The sequence below is a fragment of the Staphylococcus simiae genome, assembly GCF_002902085.1.
GTDB classification, from domain to species: domain Bacteria; phylum Bacillota; class Bacilli; order Staphylococcales; family Staphylococcaceae; genus Staphylococcus; species Staphylococcus simiae.
Map to the genome: position 1 here is coordinate 1 of NZ_PPQR01000031.1, position 15,322 is coordinate 15,322.

Sequence of the window (15,322 nt, forward strand, 5' to 3'; positions counted from 1 at the left end):
AATTAGTTAATAATAACTTAATAAAGCTCTTATATAGTCCATAGACCACTATATAAGGGCTTTAATTTATTTGTCTAGACAACTTAATCTTAAATTGAATTCAAGGCTTAAAACACCTTTAAAATAAAAAATGGTGCTTGACATAATAAGATGATTAAAAAACAATTTTGCCGTGCTTGTTATACATAATCTACTATGACAAAATTGCAAAAAAAAAAGAGAACCTGGTAAAAGGTTTCGTCATTATAACAAGTAATAAAATAAAAGAAATAAAGCACATCTTCAATTTGTTACTTTTACCAAGGTTATCTCATATATTATTTAGATGGGGTGTCGAAATTTTTAGATACAAAATTTCGCAAACTATGAACAAGTTCAGTAGCCTCATCACTTGTAATATTAAATTCATCATATACTTTTAATGAAATATCTGCTAAAGGTTTTTTAATTTCTTGACCTTGTTTAGTTAGTGAAATTTGAAGATTTCTTTCATCTTTTTCTTCACGTGTACGAATAACATAGTCTTTCTTTTCTAACTTTTTAAGTAGTGGTGTCAATGTTCCCGAATCTAAGAACACACGTTCACCTAATTTTTTGATGTTAAGTTTCTCATCATTTTCAATCGCCATTAAAACAATATAACCAGTGTAAGTTAGATCATATTCTTTCAAATATGTTGTATATTTTTTGATAATTTCTTTAGAAGAAACATAAAATAAAAAACATATTTGCTTACTAAGATAACTGTTTTCTACATACATTCAATCACTCCTTGTTAGAATAAACAATATTATGAAGTCTAATGGTTGTCAAGTACTGATTTTATCGCGATTATCGAATTGTCTTTAATTAAATTTTAATATTAAATAATACTTTCGAATGAAAACATAGTAAAATAATCAGTGTTAAAGGAATTAATGTTTTGGAAAACATAAATAAACCCAGTCGTAGCAACAAAAATAATTGAAAGTGGTGTAAAAATCCGTTTGGTAGTAAAATAAAAGTTATTCATGGATTTAATATTATTTATTCGGAACTGTTAAGTTTCTACCATAATATAGAAATAAAAAAATGTTACAATCCAGTAAATTCTCTTTATAAAATAAAATGATTGGTTCATACTGAATGGATAAGTTAAAAGGAGTCTCAAAATGAGTAGAAAACAAATAATAACAAGAGTTGTGATTATTTTAGTCATTTCTTTAATAGTTGCAGTTGCATTTTTCTTTTGTTTAAAAACATATCAAGGTCATAAAAATATCGCTATGATAGATAGTTATTTAGAAGAAAAGAACTTGAAAGATAAAGTTAAAACACAAGATACTTTATATAGTGCTAAAAAAGGTATTTATTATAAGGAAATCACTTTTAAAGATGATCCAGGTGTGACATATATTGTACAACCTATTAGTACGTATAAAGGTATTTTTGTAGAAGGCTTTGATTCAGAAACTAAGAAAAGTCTGAAACATGCTAAACATAAATACTTTAGTCAAACATATAAACCTAGTAAGTAATGGTTTATTAACATAGTACGAACGATAATTTGGATATTCGGGTTATTGTTTGTACTATTCACGTATTTTCTAGAAATTTGCTGAATATTACATCTATAAAGATAAAGACTTTTAAATTTTTTATAGATAATTTAAAATTATCTGATATAATTGAGTGATGTCAGATGAAGGGGAGTTTGTACTATGGCTCTATTCAAGAGAAAAATTAGCCTACCTATGCAAGTAGTTATTGCATTAGTGCTAGGTGTTGTCGTAGGACTTTTATTATATGGACAAGAAAACGTAGCTAATTATATTAAACCGTTTGGTGATGTATTTTTAAACTTAATTAAAATGATCGTTATTCCGGTTGTATTTTGCTCATTAGCGCTTTCTATTTCGAATGTTGGGGAATCGAAAACGGTAGGACGCTATGGATGGAAAACAATTCTTTACTTTGAAGTTATAACAACAATCGCAATAGGTTTAGGGATTATTTTCGGAAACCTGTTTCATCCAGGTTCAGGATTAGATCCATCTAAGTTACCTAAAGGTGATATTTCTAAATATCAAAGTTCTGCACATGCAGCAGAGCAAACTACATATGGTAATCATTTCATTGATACTATTGTAAATATTATACCAACAAACTTTTTTGAAGCTTTAAATAAAGGTGAATTATTACCAATTATCTTCTTCGCAGTCTTCTTTGGATTAGGATTAGCTGCAGTAGGTAAAAAAGGAGAACCAGTTAAAGAATTCCTAAGTGGAACTTTAGAAGCTGTGTTCTGGATGATTAACAAGATTTTAAAATTAGCACCATTAGGTGTATTTGCATTCATTTGTACAACAATTATTACATTTGGTGCATCAGCATTACTTCCATTATTAAAATTAGTATTAGTAGTCGTTTTTGCAATGTTCTTTTTCGTATTTGTAGTATTAGGTTTTGTCGCATGGTTGTGCGGTATTAATATTATGAATATTATTAGGATTCTTAAAAGTGAAATCTTATTGGCTTTCTCTACATCAAGTTCAGAAGCTGTACTACCAATTATGATGAAAAAAATGGAACACTTTGGATCTCCAAAAGATATTACATCATTTGTAATTCCAATTGGTTATACATTTAACCTTGATGGATCAGCTTTATACCAATCAATTGCAGCATTATTCGTTGCACAAATGTATGGTATGCATTTAACATTATCAGAACAAATTGTCTTGATGTTAACGTTAATGATTACATCAAAAGGTATGGCAGCAGTACCAGGTACATCCATTGTAGTATTATTAACAACATTAGGTGCAATGGGCTTGCCAGCTCAAGGACTTGCTTTAATTATAGGTGTCGACCGTATCTTAGATATGGTACGTACATGTGTTAACGTTATCGGTAACGCATTATCAACAGTAGTTATTGCAAGATGGGAAAATGTATATGATAAGAAAAAAGGCCAAGAATACTTAGAATCAATTTAAAAAACAATATCTGACATTATTAGAGCTCCTTACAATCTACGATTGTTAGGAGCTCTTATGCATGAGGAATGAAAAGACGCATGTAAACTATTGAATCTTACAATCTACGGTTGTTAGGAGCTCTTATGCCGAGGCCCCAACAAAGTGAATTTCGTCGAGAAATTCGTCCAGCAATACGAGTTGGGGAGTGATGAAACGAGCACATGTAAATCTGAGAATACCATTGAATATAAAACATATAAAATAGCACAAAGATAATTTTATTTTAAAATCATCTTTGTGCTATTTTGGAGTTTATATGCCAAATTAAATTATGCTATTTATTATTAGAAAAGCGTTTGAAAGTAAGTAATGAACCAACAGCTAATAATACGGTAGCGATTGATGTTACTAAACTACTATTAACTTCGTCTTTACCAGTTGTTGGTAAGACTGTTGCTTGTGATTGTACTTGTTGTTGACTTTGATTAATATGTTGTGGAGTTTCATTTGTAACTTGGTTATTGTTTGGTGCTTGCTTTTGAGTAGCTTGCTGAGAACTTTCTTCTACATTTTCCTGTGAAATAAAGTGCTCTTTGCCGTCATACTTGGTTGTAATATACAACTTACCATCATTTGTTAATCTGTATGTGTACGCACCTTCAGGTGAAGAAAAAATATAATCGTTGCCACTTTTTGTTGTTGTATAAGCAGGATTTGCAATATCACTGTTTCCCTCAGGTGAAAAACTGGCTTTTTTAGCTTGATCATTTGAAGATGCTTTAATAGCAATATCTTTTGCATTGTTCATATTAAGTTGTTCTGCAGCTTGTGCTTGGTGACCAATACCTGTAAATAATATAGTTCCTGCTAAAGTTGTTGCGCCTAAAATACTTAATTTTTTCATTAAATACGCCTCCAATAATTTATGTTGTATTTTTATTTTAATAAATAGAGAGGTCATACTATGTCCTTTAATTATTTTATTTAGTGCAATATTTAAATTAGATTACAAATTCATACATCACTAAAAAAGACATACTAAACTCACCACATATGTGAACTTAGTATGTCTTAAATTTTATTTATTATAACTCAATCGTAGCTGGCGTATCTAAGTCTTTGTCGTTCATTAATTTAACTTGTTTAGGTACAACTTTTAAGACGCATAATTCTGGATCGTTTTCTGAATCAAAGAATGATTTATCTTGAGTTTCCCATAACCAATTAATAACTTTTTGATCAGTTACAACTTCAATCGTTGCTTCCATTTCAACAAAACTATGATTTGTCGTGTCGTTATAACCTAACATAACGTATGCGGCAGGATTTTCTTTAATTTCTTTTACTTTAGTAGAGTTAATATTAGTCTTTGTATAAAGTGTTAAACCATCATTATAGAAGACCATATATCTACTATTTGGTTTATTATTATATGCTGTTGCTAATACACCCACTTTAGATGTATCTAATACATTTGTGATTGCTGTTGTTACTTGAGCTTTATCCATATATAACCATCTCCTTACATTCAATATAACCGTAATTACTTCTACGTAAACTTAATTTTAATTAGCACGATTTAAAACAAATATATTTAACTTCTTCTTGGTTTAATTTAACGACAAATGTTTTATTGTCTTCCTCTTGAACGGCTAATTCTGTCTTAGGATAATTTGACTTATCTAATGCATCTAAAATATCTTTTTCGATATATACTAGGTGTTTACTTGCAGGTAACAGATGTTCTATAGAACCATGCTCATGATTCAGTGTGTGACTAATCATTAAAGAATCACTAGGTAATTGATTATAAAATGAAAAGGTTTGTTGGACATCTGATAGATAACGATCATGAATTTTATTGAAAAGTAAGAAATGGTAGTTATTATCTTTACGGCTTAATAAATAATTATTGGTAATTTCTATATCTTCATTAACGAACGGCGCCATCATTTTATACAAATGAACTAAAGGTAGAGGGCTACCGTATTTGTTATAAAGAGACAAATGATGAGTGTGATCATCTAATAATTGATAACTAATGCCCCCGCCATAACGTAGTAAAGCAATTAAATGACATACTAAATCTGATAATTGTAAGGGATTCTTCCCGCCGTTAGTGTATTTGAACCCGCTTTTTGTTAAGTCATTATAGACAAACTTTGTAGAAGGGATACCTGATTCAAGTATAAATGTTTTGTAATGTTCAAAATGTGTATCAGTTTGATGAAAATGATGACTTTTTGAGATTAATTGGTGTGTCGTTTCAGCACTTTCAATATCTATAAAATAATAATTAAAGTTAAGACGTTTCATTACGTCATATGTTTGGCTAATAGTGTGATATTTTTCTAACAAGCCATCAACAGTAATACTATATTTGATATTTTTATTTTTATTTTTAATTTTCAAATGGCATAAATGGATTTCATCAGCGGTCATGTGTTTAGAACAGAAGACAAGAATAAATTTAACAGACTTTTTATTTTTATTATAATCTTGATTAACTTGTAAGAAAGTTAAGATCAATTGTCTCAGTGTTTCAAACTGAGTCGTAGATTTAATACAAATAGCTAGACCTATATTTTTCTCAAAAAGTTTTTCAAAGCAACGATTGAGCAAATTGTAGTTGGTCTGGCTCATTTCTATATCACTAATATCATCTATTAATATTACAGGTTTAGGTAAATACTCAAAGTTGATGTCGTAATATTCATTAAAGATAAATTGGAATAACTCGTTAAAAGTATTAAAACGCACAAACACATTAGCACGTTGACTGCGATCTTTAGGATTAAAATCATCAATATTAATTGTCGTATTATTTGTTGCAACTTGAGCAGTTAAATCTATCGTTGCGATTAAATTAGCAAATTGTGCAACGTTGTCACTTGAATATTGAATATGTGGTGTATGAGTCAATTTAGATAATAAAGTACGAAATTGTTTTGGACTGAAGTTCAAGTAATTTTTAAATTGATTGGCAAAATTGGTATGACTATTGAAACCTGCTAATTCAGCAACTGTATTGATAGAATGGTCGGTTGAAAGTAATAGGTTGATAGCTTTTGCTATCTTGATACTAGTGAAATAGTCTTTGAAATTCATATTTAAATATCTTACAAAAAGGTTTGAACAATATGACTCCGAAATATTGCAGTTCATTGCTATATCACGCAAAGATAGATGGCTTTGTATATGATCATGAATATAATTTAAGCATTCAATAAATACAGGATTAGTTAGAGCGATATTTGGTAGATATTCTTGTTCAATTTTGACAAAAGTCTCATTTAATAAGGTATCGACAATTAATTGGCAAATTTTACTTTCTATCTTTGAATGCGCTTGATCGTTATGAATAATATCGGCAAATACAGATTTGATATAGTTAGTGGATTGTAGTAAATAACGATCTAAGTAGCCATTAAAAAAGTTATTGTTTTGTCGGAAAAAATAGTAAACTGGGATCGAAAGTTCAACAATATTGTCACCTTCATCGATATGATAAATATCGCTATGATTAATCAGAACGATATGATTATTAACTTCCTTTGTGGCACCATTAATCGTGATGCGGCATTGATTAGTTAAAGAAAAAAGAATAATAATATGATTGATATTTCTACGTGGCACAGTGGATAACGTACGATGTATGTAAAGTTGGCATGTCATTTATTTGTCTCCTGATTATAAATTTAATAGTTTAGTCATTGTTCAAATTAATTTTTTTAAATAATTATTTGAGAGTATATTTAATTATAAGTGAACACATAGGAAATAGTAATAGTAAAAAATAAAAGAAATTAAAGGCATTTAGTATGAAAACGCTTGCTTTTATTAATTGTGTACAACATGAATAGAGGTTTAGAAAGGTAGTAAGCAAAATTTGAAAATTTTTGATAGAGTCATATAAAATTTTTTAGGTCATAATAAATATAGAATTCAAGCTAATGCATATTACAAAAAAATACGCAGCCATTTAGAATTAATGACAACACTTTTGTTTTATTCAACTATGTTAAAAGTAAACAATTTTAAAATGGCACGTTTGAATTCATACATTTAAATGTACTTAACGTTAATCATTAAAAAGTAAGCGTGAAACAAAAATATTATGCGATTGACAGCATCAATCTTAGTCAGTCTTGTCTGGATAGGCATTGGCAAAATGAATTTAAAAAAATTATTTCGTGCCGACTTCCTAAAAGATAAAAGTGAGCATGACATACACTTCGTCACAAGCAATAAGATGTCTGTTTAATATTTACGTCAGTTATGAAATCTTAAAATTCCTTGAACTATTGTATTTCGCTACTCTTTGGAAAAAAAGTACAACTTCATCAACTAGGAAACGACAGTATTTATTGGACATTTAACGTTTTGTCAGAATAAGCAACATTAAACAAAGTAAACGATAGACTATATTCGATTATTGAAAAAAGTCAACTGGTTAAACAACGTAGATAAGTCACCAAGATAACACCACAAACTTTTCGATTAATTAAAATATTGATATTTTCACCAAAGATAATGCAGCTAGATATATCATTAGACTATCGTTTCGGTTCATTAGACATTTAACAACTTAGAATCAACAACATACCATTTGTTTTATAAAGAATAACAACATACAAAACGTTAGATAACATTGAATAATGACACTATAACCTTGATCATCAACTATCAATTATAACTATCAATTTCTACAACAATACATCATTTATTAACAATAGATTATGCAATAACATTTATATATTTTTAAAAATTACTCCCCCCGAATTTTATATATAGACCAGTGTAAAATGACTAGGTAGATGATTATTAAGTAGTCGTTCATTAAAGTGTATGATATCGCATAGCAACATTGTACATTTAAATTTAAACAGGGATAGATAATGATAACTTTAGACAAGAAATGAAAATTACTGCGCCCCAGTAATGGCTTTCGAACATAACTAAAGTATTATTATCTATCTTTTTTATTTTTTTAAAACTTTACTTTGTTGTAAATAACTAACATGATATTTATCTGCTAATATTGCTAAATAATGTAATAAAGTTGAATAAGGAATAGCATCTGCTACATGACGTTGTTTTAAATCCTGTGCCTTTCTTTTTTCTTCCTCAGTTGCAAGCGTCTTGAAATACCCCCACATGTGATCGTAAGCATTAATAACACTGCCAGTCGAAGGAGATAGCAGAAGTGCTTGATGAATCAACTGTTCTAGTTCAGTTAATGATATATTTGTTTTTAAACGTTGACGTATGTCATTGTAATATTGTTGGCTATGTAATAACACATGATATTTTTCCTCTCGCCATAGTTTTTCAACAAGACCACGCTCTTTCATTATAATCACTCCTAATAAATGACATATTTATGAATTTATTAAAACCATGATATAAGTGTTTGTGAAAAATTACAAATAGAGTATTGCAAATATTAATGGAACCGGTTACAATTATAATGAAAAAAGATGGAACCGGTTCTAATAGGAGGCAAAACATGGACTATAATAAATCCGCTGAAGAGATACTAAAGGCCATTGGTGGAGAAGAAAATTTAGATGCGATGGCACATTGTTCAACACGTTTACGTTTAGTGTTAAATGATGAAAGTAAAGTTGATGAACAAGCACTAAGCAATTTAGATGTAGTAAAAGGGACATTTTCAACAGGTGGCCAATACCAAATTATTATTGGTGCAGGTACTGTTAATAAAGTGTTTGCAGAGTTAGAAAAATTAACTGGTAAAGAAGCTTCGACGACTTCTGATGTTAAAGCGCAGTCAGCTAAGAATATGAATCCATTGCAACGTTTTGTTAAAATGCTGTCAGATATCTTTGTACCTATCATTCCAGCTATCGTTGCTGGCGGTTTATTAATGGGTCTAAACAACATTTTAACAGCTAAAGATTTATTCTTTGCAGGTAAATCACTGATAGATGTTTATAGTCAGTTTGCAGGTTTAGCTGACATGATCAATGTTTTTGCGAATGCACCATTTACATTATTACCTATATTGATTGGTTTTAGTGCTGCTAAACGCTTTGGTGGTAATCCATTCCTAGGTGCTGCGTTAGGTATGATTTTGGTACACCCTGGATTAATGAGTGCTTACGATTTTCCGAAAGCTGTGGAAGCGGGCAAATCAATCCCTTATTGGGATGTATTAGGATTACACATTAATCAAGTAGGCTATCAAGGTCAAGTATTACCGATGTTAGTAGCTGCTTATATTTTAGCTGTTATTGAGAAAAGTATACGTAAAGTTATTCCAGCAGTATTAGATAATTTGCTAACACCATTATTGTCAATCTTTATTACAGCATTCTTAACATTTTTATTTGTTGGACCAATCACAAGACAATTAGGATATTGGTTATCTGATGGATTAACTTGGTTGTATGAATTTGGTGGAGCCATCGGAGGTTTAATTTTTGGTTTATTATATGCACCAATAGTAATTACAGGTATGCATCATAGTTTTATTGCAGTTGAAACCACGCTGATTGCTGATGCTGCTAAAACTGGTGGCTCATTTATCTTCCCAATTGCAACAATGTCTAACATGGCACAAGGTGGCGCAGCTATTGCAGCATTCTTTATTATTAAGCAAAATAAAAAGCTTAAAGGTGTAGCATCTGCAGCAGGTATTTCTGCAGTATTAGGTATTACAGAGCCAGCAATGTTTGGTGTTAACTTGAAATTAAGATATCCATTCATCGGAGCGATTATTGGCTCAGGTATCGGTTCAGCTTATATTGCTTTCTTTAAAGTAAAAGCAATTGCCTTAGGAACAGCTGGTATACCAGGATTTATCTCAATCAATCCAGTGCATTCAGGTTGGTTACATTACTTCATTGGAATGATTATTTCTTTCACTATTGCAATCGTTGTGACGTTTGTATTATCTAAGAGAAAAGCAAATAAAGAAATAACAGAATAATATAGAAAAAGGTATTACAGAACAAAGTGAACAACTTCAACTGTAATACCTTTTTAATTTAGCTATAGGGTTCTCTATATTTTAGGACTGATAAATAAAAAGAAAACAATTTAAAATGATTAGGTATCAGTCCACTTTGGGATAAAACCAATTATCGTTATAACTTTTGTTTACGCCACAAGAAAATACTAACAATTACTACAAGAATTAACGAAATACCTACAACAATTAACCAAGATACATAACTATGATCGTCTATTGGTAAAGGGACGTTCATACCAAAGAAACTAAAGACTAAAGTTGGTAAAGTAAGCAGTACCGTGAATAACGTTAATGTTTTCATAATCGTATTCATATCATTAGATAGTAGTGATGCATATGATGTTGTAATACTTTCTAAGATACGTTGATGTAACTCGGTAGTTTCAATAGCTTGGTTATTTTCAATGATTAAATCTTCTAGTAATTCTTCATCTTCTTCAAAGCGTTTAATAGCAGGTAATCTAAATAACTTTTTAATAATCGTGTCATTACCTTTTAATGCAGCTAAGAAATAAACTAAACTTTTTTCAACTTCCATTAATTTAAATAATTGTTTGTTGGTTATGTTGTTTTTTAATTCTTTTTCGATGCGAATTCTACTCTTATTTAGTAAGCGTAAATTACGATTATAATGATTGGAAATAGTGATTAAGATTTCTAAAGCAAAACGACTGTGATATTTCAAATTAATATCTCGACGTGAAAAATTCTCTAAAAATTCATTCTCAGCATCACAAACTGTCATAATAATACCATTACCAATAATAATCCCAAGTGGCATGGTTACAAATGATAAGACACTACGATTGGTTGAGTTGATCATAGGCAAGTCAATAATAATTAATGAATAACCAGAATCTTCATCGTATTCAATACGTGCACTTTCTTCTGAATCAAGTGGATCTCGAATGAAATCTTCAGGGATATTATATTGCTCTATAAGCATTTCAATTTCTTCACGTTCTGGTTCTACAACATTAATCCATGATGCAGTATGATCAAGGGGCGTTTCAATAATATGTTTATCTACATCTTCTGAATGTCTGAATGAAGTAATCATAATTTATAAGTCCTTTCTTAAAGGTTAACAATTAATGCAAATTATTCTTTTGATTGTAATTCAACATGTGATTTATGTAAACGATTTTTAGCCATAATACGTAAAGGTCCATTGAAAACAATATTATGGATATGTTTAGCTAACTCATCTACAGAAATTGGTTGGTCGTCTAGTACCCAATATTTGATGATTGAAATCGTAGCTCCCGAGACATAACTATAGAAATACATTTCGGGAACACCACCAACAGTGTGATCGATACTTATATATTTTTGCATATTTTTTCTGATATGTTCGTTAATTTTTAATTCTAGTTGACTCGTACGCTCAAGTTGTAAAATTGTATGGTAAAATTCTAAATTATTATGAATATGTTGGAAAATATTTTTCAAGACATTATTCACAAATTCGTTAGCAATGTCTTCAACACTAGCACCTTGTAATTCGTTAAATTTAGTATAACTTGATAATTCTGCAATGTACTCATCTTCCATATCTGCTAGTAACATATATTTATCTTCATAGTGTAAATAAAAAGTACCTCGATTGACATCAGCACGCGTTGTAATATCACTGATGGTTATTTTATCTAGATCTTTTTCCTGTAGTAATTTAGTAAATGCTTTTTTTATTGAAGATTTTGTTTTTCGTACACGTCTATCTTCTTTCAAAAATAAAAACCTCCTCATAAATGAACAATTTGTCACAAAATGTTCAATAACAAACGGCTGAGCCAAAATTGTGTATTGTATATTCTTATTTACATATTATAATAAACAACGTGCAAAATATTCAACACATTGTCTAATAAGGAGGTACAAATAGATGAATATATTTAAAAATAAATTACTATGGATAGCGCCAATAGCTATTATGCTTATTTTGGTTATCTTTTCTATCGCGTTTTATCCAGCATATAATCCAAAACCTAAAGATTTACCTATTGGTATTATGAATAATGATAAAGGTACGACTATTCAAGATAAAGATATCAATATTGGTAAAAAAATAGAAGATAAATTAATGGATAGTGACTCAGATAAAATCAAATGGGTTAAAGTTGATAATAAAAAAGATTTAGATAAAGATCTTAAAGATGAAAAAATTTATGGTGTTGCTATTTTCGATAAAGATTTTTCTAAAGATGCAATGAGTAAAACACAAAAAGTCGTTATGGATAGTAAAAAAGAAGAAATGAAAGAAAAAGTAGAATCTGGAGAAATTCCTCCACAAGTCGTTCAACAAATGCAAAAGAAAATGGGTAATCAAAAAGTTGACGTTAAACAAGGTCAATTTAAAACAATTGTTAGTGAAGGCTCAAGTATGCAAGGTTCACAAATTGCGACTTCTGTATTAACAGGCATGGGGGATAACGTTAATAATCAAATTACTAAACAAAGTTTAGATACTTTGAAAAAACAAAATGTTAAAGTTAACGCTGCTGATATTGATGGCATTACTAACCCAGTTAAAATTGACAATGTTAAAGTTAATAAAGTTAAAGATCATCAAGCAGGTGGTAATGCGCCATTCTTAATGTTTATGCCAGTTTGGATGGGTTCAATTGTTACATCAGTACTATTATTCTTTGCATTTAGAACAAGTAATAATATTAAAATTCAACATAGAATTATTGCTTCAGTAGGACAAATGCTATTCGCAGTTATTTCTGCATTTGCAGGTAGCTTTGCTTTCATCTACTTTATGAAAGGTGTATTAGGTTTTGATTTTGAACATCCAAATCGCATCGCTACGTTTGTGGCATTAGCATTATTAGGATTTGTTGGCTTAATCTTAGGTGTCATGGTATGGTTAGGCTTGAAATCAGTACCAATCTTCTTCATTCTTATGTTCTTTAGTATGCAATTAGTGACTTTACCAAAAGCAATGCTTCCAGAAGGTTATCAAAAATATGGTTATGACTGGAATCCGTTCACTCACTATGCGGGAACTGTTCGAGAAATTGTATACTTAAATCATCCAATTGAGTTAAATAGTACAATGTGGATGTTTATCGGATTTATGATTTTTGGTGCAGTATCAAGTTTAATTTCTGCTATAGTTAGAAAACATAGTAATAAACGTACAGAAGTACCATCATAAAAAATAATATAGTTTTTATTGACTCTATCGAAGTGCATGGTCACTTTGATAGAGTTTTTTTAATATATTCATTGTTTAAAATTGTTCGTATATGCTAATTTTCCATTAAATTAGTGAAATAATAAGAAAAAAATAAGCAAAAACGAGAAAAAGTAAGCGTTTTCTATATAAAATTTTATCTTTTTGTTTTAAAATGAACATAAATGAAAAAGAGGAGAGATGGATATGACAATTTTAGATAAATTTAAATTGAATGATAAAGTGGCAATTGTCACAGGGGGCGCTTCAGGTTTAGGTAAAGCAATGGGGCTTGCATTAGCAGAAGCGGGTGCTAATTTAGTTATCGCAGATATGAATTTAGAAGTTGGTCAACAAACGGCACAAGAATTTGAACAAGCTACGGGTAATAAAGCAATAGCATGTAAGGTAGATGTAACAAATGAAGATGAAGTTAATGCCATGGTTAAAGAAACTATGGATACATTTGGACATATTGATATTTTATTTAATAATGCAGGTATTAATGAACATGTTGATTTTGAAGATATGCCTTATGAACGCTGGAAAAAGACGATGGATGTAAACTTAAATAGTATGGTATTAGTTACTAATGCTGTAGGTAAAGTCTTCCGCGAGCAACAAAGTGGTGTTATTGTCAATACATCATCTATGTCAGGTATTATAGTTAATACGCCACAACCACAAGCAGCATATAACACATCTAAAGCTGCTGTTATTATGCTAACAAAAAGCCTAGCAAATGAATGGGCAAAACATAATATTCGTGTTAATACGATTGCCCCAGGTTACATGAAAACTGAATTAACTAAAGATTATTTTGCACAGGGTGGAGAAATGATCGATACTTGGATGAATATGACACCAATGCAACGTCCTGGTGTACCTGAAGAATTACAAGGTGCAGCATTGTATTTAGCGTCAGATGCATCATCATTTGTCACAGGATCAGTTGTAACAGTAGATGGTGGTTATACAGCACTATAAAATAGTTAAAGCGAACAAACTGTAACGAAAGAGCTTGAGACAAAATGTATTTTACACTTAAATTTAAGCATTTGGCAGTAACTGTCTGGTTTTCAAAATGTTGATAAATCACCATTTTGAAAACCTAGTCAGTCTGCCGGGGTGGAAGGGACCCAACACAAAAAAACTGGTTATCTGAAATAGGTTTACAGTTTATTAATTCATAATAAACTGCATAAGATTTTCTAGCTATCAAGATAGCAGAAACTCTAACATGCAATGCAGGGACCCAACATAGAAAAACTGGTTATCCAGTTTTTTCATGCCATGCAAGTTGGGCAAGGGACCCGTCATCAAAAATCCATGTGTGGATTTTACATTAATGTGCAAGATGGGCATCTACGAAATAAATTTTATATAAAATTTATTTCTGTCCCACTCCCCTTTGTTACAGTTTAATTTTTATGCGTTTTAAAAATAATTGCATGAGAGCATCTTTTACTTCGTAAGATTGTCACTGTTATAATTTAAATAATGATTTATAATGTAGTAGTGAGGGAGGATTGAAGATGCGTAGACTATTATATTCGTTTCTTTTCTATATGATAATTGGTTTAGTCAGTGGTTTCTATTATCGAGAATTAACAAAGGCATATGATTTTACAGGGGATACACAGTTATCACTAGTACATACACATACACTGATTTTAGGTATGTTCATGTTTTTACTTATCATACCACTAGAAAAATTATTCAAATTAACAAGTTATTATCTATTTAACTGGTTCTTTTATGTTTATCATATCAGTGTCATTACTACTATTGGATTGATGTTAATTAAAGGCTCATTCCAAGTGACAGGCAAAGCATATTCACCTGAAGCGTTAGCCGGGTTTGCTGGTATTGGACATACAGGTATGCTAGCAGCATTGTTATTGTTATTCTTTTTACTTAGACAAGCGATTATTAAAGAACCGCGTGATTAATTAAATAGCGTTAATAATTAAAATAAATAACTTTGAGATTAAGTCAAAATGATCTATATGTATGGGAGTGGCCTGAAATGATTTTTTATAAAAATTATTTCTGTCATAGACTCTAAACATAGTAGTTGCATTTAAGATTTAGTCTCTTTTTTTATGTTTGCAAATAACAAGATGATGCAGTGTGCTTTATTTTCCTTTACTTATAGAGCGTAGTATAATGTGAATAAATGATAAT

At 30.2% G+C, this 15,322-nt stretch carries 13 protein-coding genes; 6 read left to right on the forward strand and 7 right to left on the reverse strand.

Features of this window, described 5'->3' with window-relative positions:
• Window positions 1-317: 317 nt before the first annotated feature.
• Window positions 318-761 (reverse strand): MarR family winged helix-turn-helix transcriptional regulator, encoded by a 444-nt coding sequence (locus CD113_RS05250; RefSeq protein ID WP_002464685.1) that lies wholly within the window; start codon window positions 759-761, stop codon window positions 318-320.
• A gap of 390 nt (window positions 762-1,151) precedes the next feature.
• Between CD113_RS05250 and CD113_RS05255 the strand changes: the two genes are divergently transcribed.
• Both CD113_RS05255 and CD113_RS05260 read left to right on the forward strand, forming a co-directional pair.
• Window positions 1,152-1,517, forward strand: coding sequence for a DUF3139 domain-containing protein (locus CD113_RS05255; RefSeq protein ID WP_002464684.1), 366 nt, complete (start codon window positions 1,152-1,154; stop codon window positions 1,515-1,517).
• 183 nt (window positions 1,518-1,700) lie between these two features.
• Complete coding sequence (locus tag CD113_RS05260) at window positions 1,701-2,978, forward strand: cation:dicarboxylate symporter family transporter (RefSeq protein WP_002464683.1); 1,278 nt, start codon at window positions 1,701-1,703, stop codon at window positions 2,976-2,978.
• Window positions 2,979-3,294: 316 nt separating this feature from the next.
• Here CD113_RS05260 and CD113_RS05265 read toward each other — a convergent pair whose 3' ends face one another.
• From CD113_RS05265 to CD113_RS05280, 4 genes are all read right to left on the reverse strand, one after another.
• Window positions 3,295-3,864: an LPXTG cell wall anchor domain-containing protein gene (locus CD113_RS05265; RefSeq protein WP_002464682.1), complete on the reverse strand. Its 570-nt coding sequence runs from the start codon at window positions 3,862-3,864 to the stop codon at window positions 3,295-3,297.
• Window positions 3,865-4,045: 181 nt separating this feature from the next.
• Window positions 4,046-4,468, reverse strand: a complete 423-nt coding sequence (locus tag CD113_RS05270) for a pyridoxamine 5'-phosphate oxidase family protein (protein WP_002464681.1) — start codon at window positions 4,466-4,468, stop codon at window positions 4,046-4,048.
• Between the two features lie 61 nt (window positions 4,469-4,529).
• On the reverse strand, window positions 4,530-6,635 hold the full coding sequence (gene rsp, locus CD113_RS05275; RefSeq protein WP_002464680.1) for an AraC family transcriptional regulator Rsp: 2,106 nt from the start codon (window positions 6,633-6,635) through the stop codon (window positions 4,530-4,532).
• 1,307 nt (window positions 6,636-7,942) lie between these two features.
• On the reverse strand, window positions 7,943-8,314 hold the full coding sequence (locus CD113_RS05280; protein WP_002464679.1) for a DUF1722 domain-containing protein: 372 nt from the start codon (window positions 8,312-8,314) through the stop codon (window positions 7,943-7,945).
• Window positions 8,315-8,469: 155 nt separating this feature from the next.
• Here CD113_RS05280 and CD113_RS05285 point away from each other — a divergent pair, with 155 nt between their 5' ends.
• Window positions 8,470-9,912, forward strand: coding sequence for a sucrose-specific PTS transporter subunit IIBC (locus tag CD113_RS05285; protein WP_002464678.1), 1,443 nt, complete (start codon window positions 8,470-8,472; stop codon window positions 9,910-9,912).
• 157 nt (window positions 9,913-10,069) lie between these two features.
• On the opposite strand, the gene CD113_RS05290 is transcribed toward CD113_RS05285, so the two are convergent.
• Entirely contained in the window at window positions 10,070-11,014 is a 945-nt protein-coding gene (locus CD113_RS05290; protein ID WP_002464677.1) for a magnesium transporter CorA family protein, read from the reverse strand.
• 41 nt (window positions 11,015-11,055) lie between these two features.
• Window positions 11,056-11,685, reverse strand: coding sequence for a TetR/AcrR family transcriptional regulator (locus CD113_RS05295; protein WP_002464676.1), 630 nt, complete (start codon window positions 11,683-11,685; stop codon window positions 11,056-11,058).
• 154 nt (window positions 11,686-11,839) lie between these two features.
• On the opposite strand from CD113_RS05295, the gene CD113_RS05300 reads away from it, so the two are divergent.
• The 3 genes from CD113_RS05300 to CD113_RS05315 all read left to right on the forward strand — a co-directional run bounded on the left by CD113_RS05300 (window position 11,840) and on the right by CD113_RS05315 (window position 15,087).
• Window positions 11,840-13,117, forward strand: a complete 1,278-nt coding sequence (locus CD113_RS05300; RefSeq protein WP_002464675.1) for a YhgE/Pip domain-containing protein — start codon at window positions 11,840-11,842, stop codon at window positions 13,115-13,117.
• 225 nt (window positions 13,118-13,342) lie between these two features.
• A complete protein-coding gene (locus tag CD113_RS05305; RefSeq protein WP_002464674.1) occupies window positions 13,343-14,122 on the forward strand; it encodes an SDR family NAD(P)-dependent oxidoreductase in 780 nt (259 codons plus the stop codon).
• Window positions 14,123-14,670: 548 nt separating this feature from the next.
• Complete coding sequence (locus CD113_RS05315) at window positions 14,671-15,087, forward strand: DUF2871 domain-containing protein (protein ID WP_002464757.1); 417 nt, start codon at window positions 14,671-14,673, stop codon at window positions 15,085-15,087.
• The last annotated feature ends 235 nt before the right edge of the window (window positions 15,088-15,322 follow it).

Coding starts and splice junctions, on each gene's coding strand:
- CD113_RS05250 (WP_002464685.1), bottom strand. CDS start 761: ATGTATGTAGAAAACAGTTATCTTAGTAAGCAAATATGTTTTTTATTT.
- CD113_RS05255 (WP_002464684.1), top strand. CDS start 1,152: ATGAGTAGAAAACAAATAATAACAAGAGTTGTGATTATTTTAGTCATT.
- CD113_RS05260 (WP_002464683.1), top strand. CDS start 1,701: ATGGCTCTATTCAAGAGAAAAATTAGCCTACCTATGCAAGTAGTTATT.
- CD113_RS05265 (WP_002464682.1), bottom strand. CDS start 3,864: ATGAAAAAATTAAGTATTTTAGGCGCAACAACTTTAGCAGGAACTATA.
- CD113_RS05270 (WP_002464681.1), bottom strand. CDS start 4,468: ATGGATAAAGCTCAAGTAACAACAGCAATCACAAATGTATTAGATACA.
- rsp (WP_002464680.1), bottom strand. CDS start 6,635: ATGACATGCCAACTTTACATACATCGTACGTTATCCACTGTGCCACGT.
- CD113_RS05280 (WP_002464679.1), bottom strand. CDS start 8,314: ATGAAAGAGCGTGGTCTTGTTGAAAAACTATGGCGAGAGGAAAAATAT.
- CD113_RS05285 (WP_002464678.1), top strand. CDS start 8,470: ATGGACTATAATAAATCCGCTGAAGAGATACTAAAGGCCATTGGTGGA.
- CD113_RS05290 (WP_002464677.1), bottom strand. CDS start 11,014: ATGATTACTTCATTCAGACATTCAGAAGATGTAGATAAACATATTATT.
- CD113_RS05300 (WP_002464675.1), top strand. CDS start 11,840: ATGAATATATTTAAAAATAAATTACTATGGATAGCGCCAATAGCTATT.
- CD113_RS05305 (WP_002464674.1), top strand. CDS start 13,343: ATGACAATTTTAGATAAATTTAAATTGAATGATAAAGTGGCAATTGTC.
- CD113_RS05315 (WP_002464757.1), top strand. CDS start 14,671: ATGCGTAGACTATTATATTCGTTTCTTTTCTATATGATAATTGGTTTA.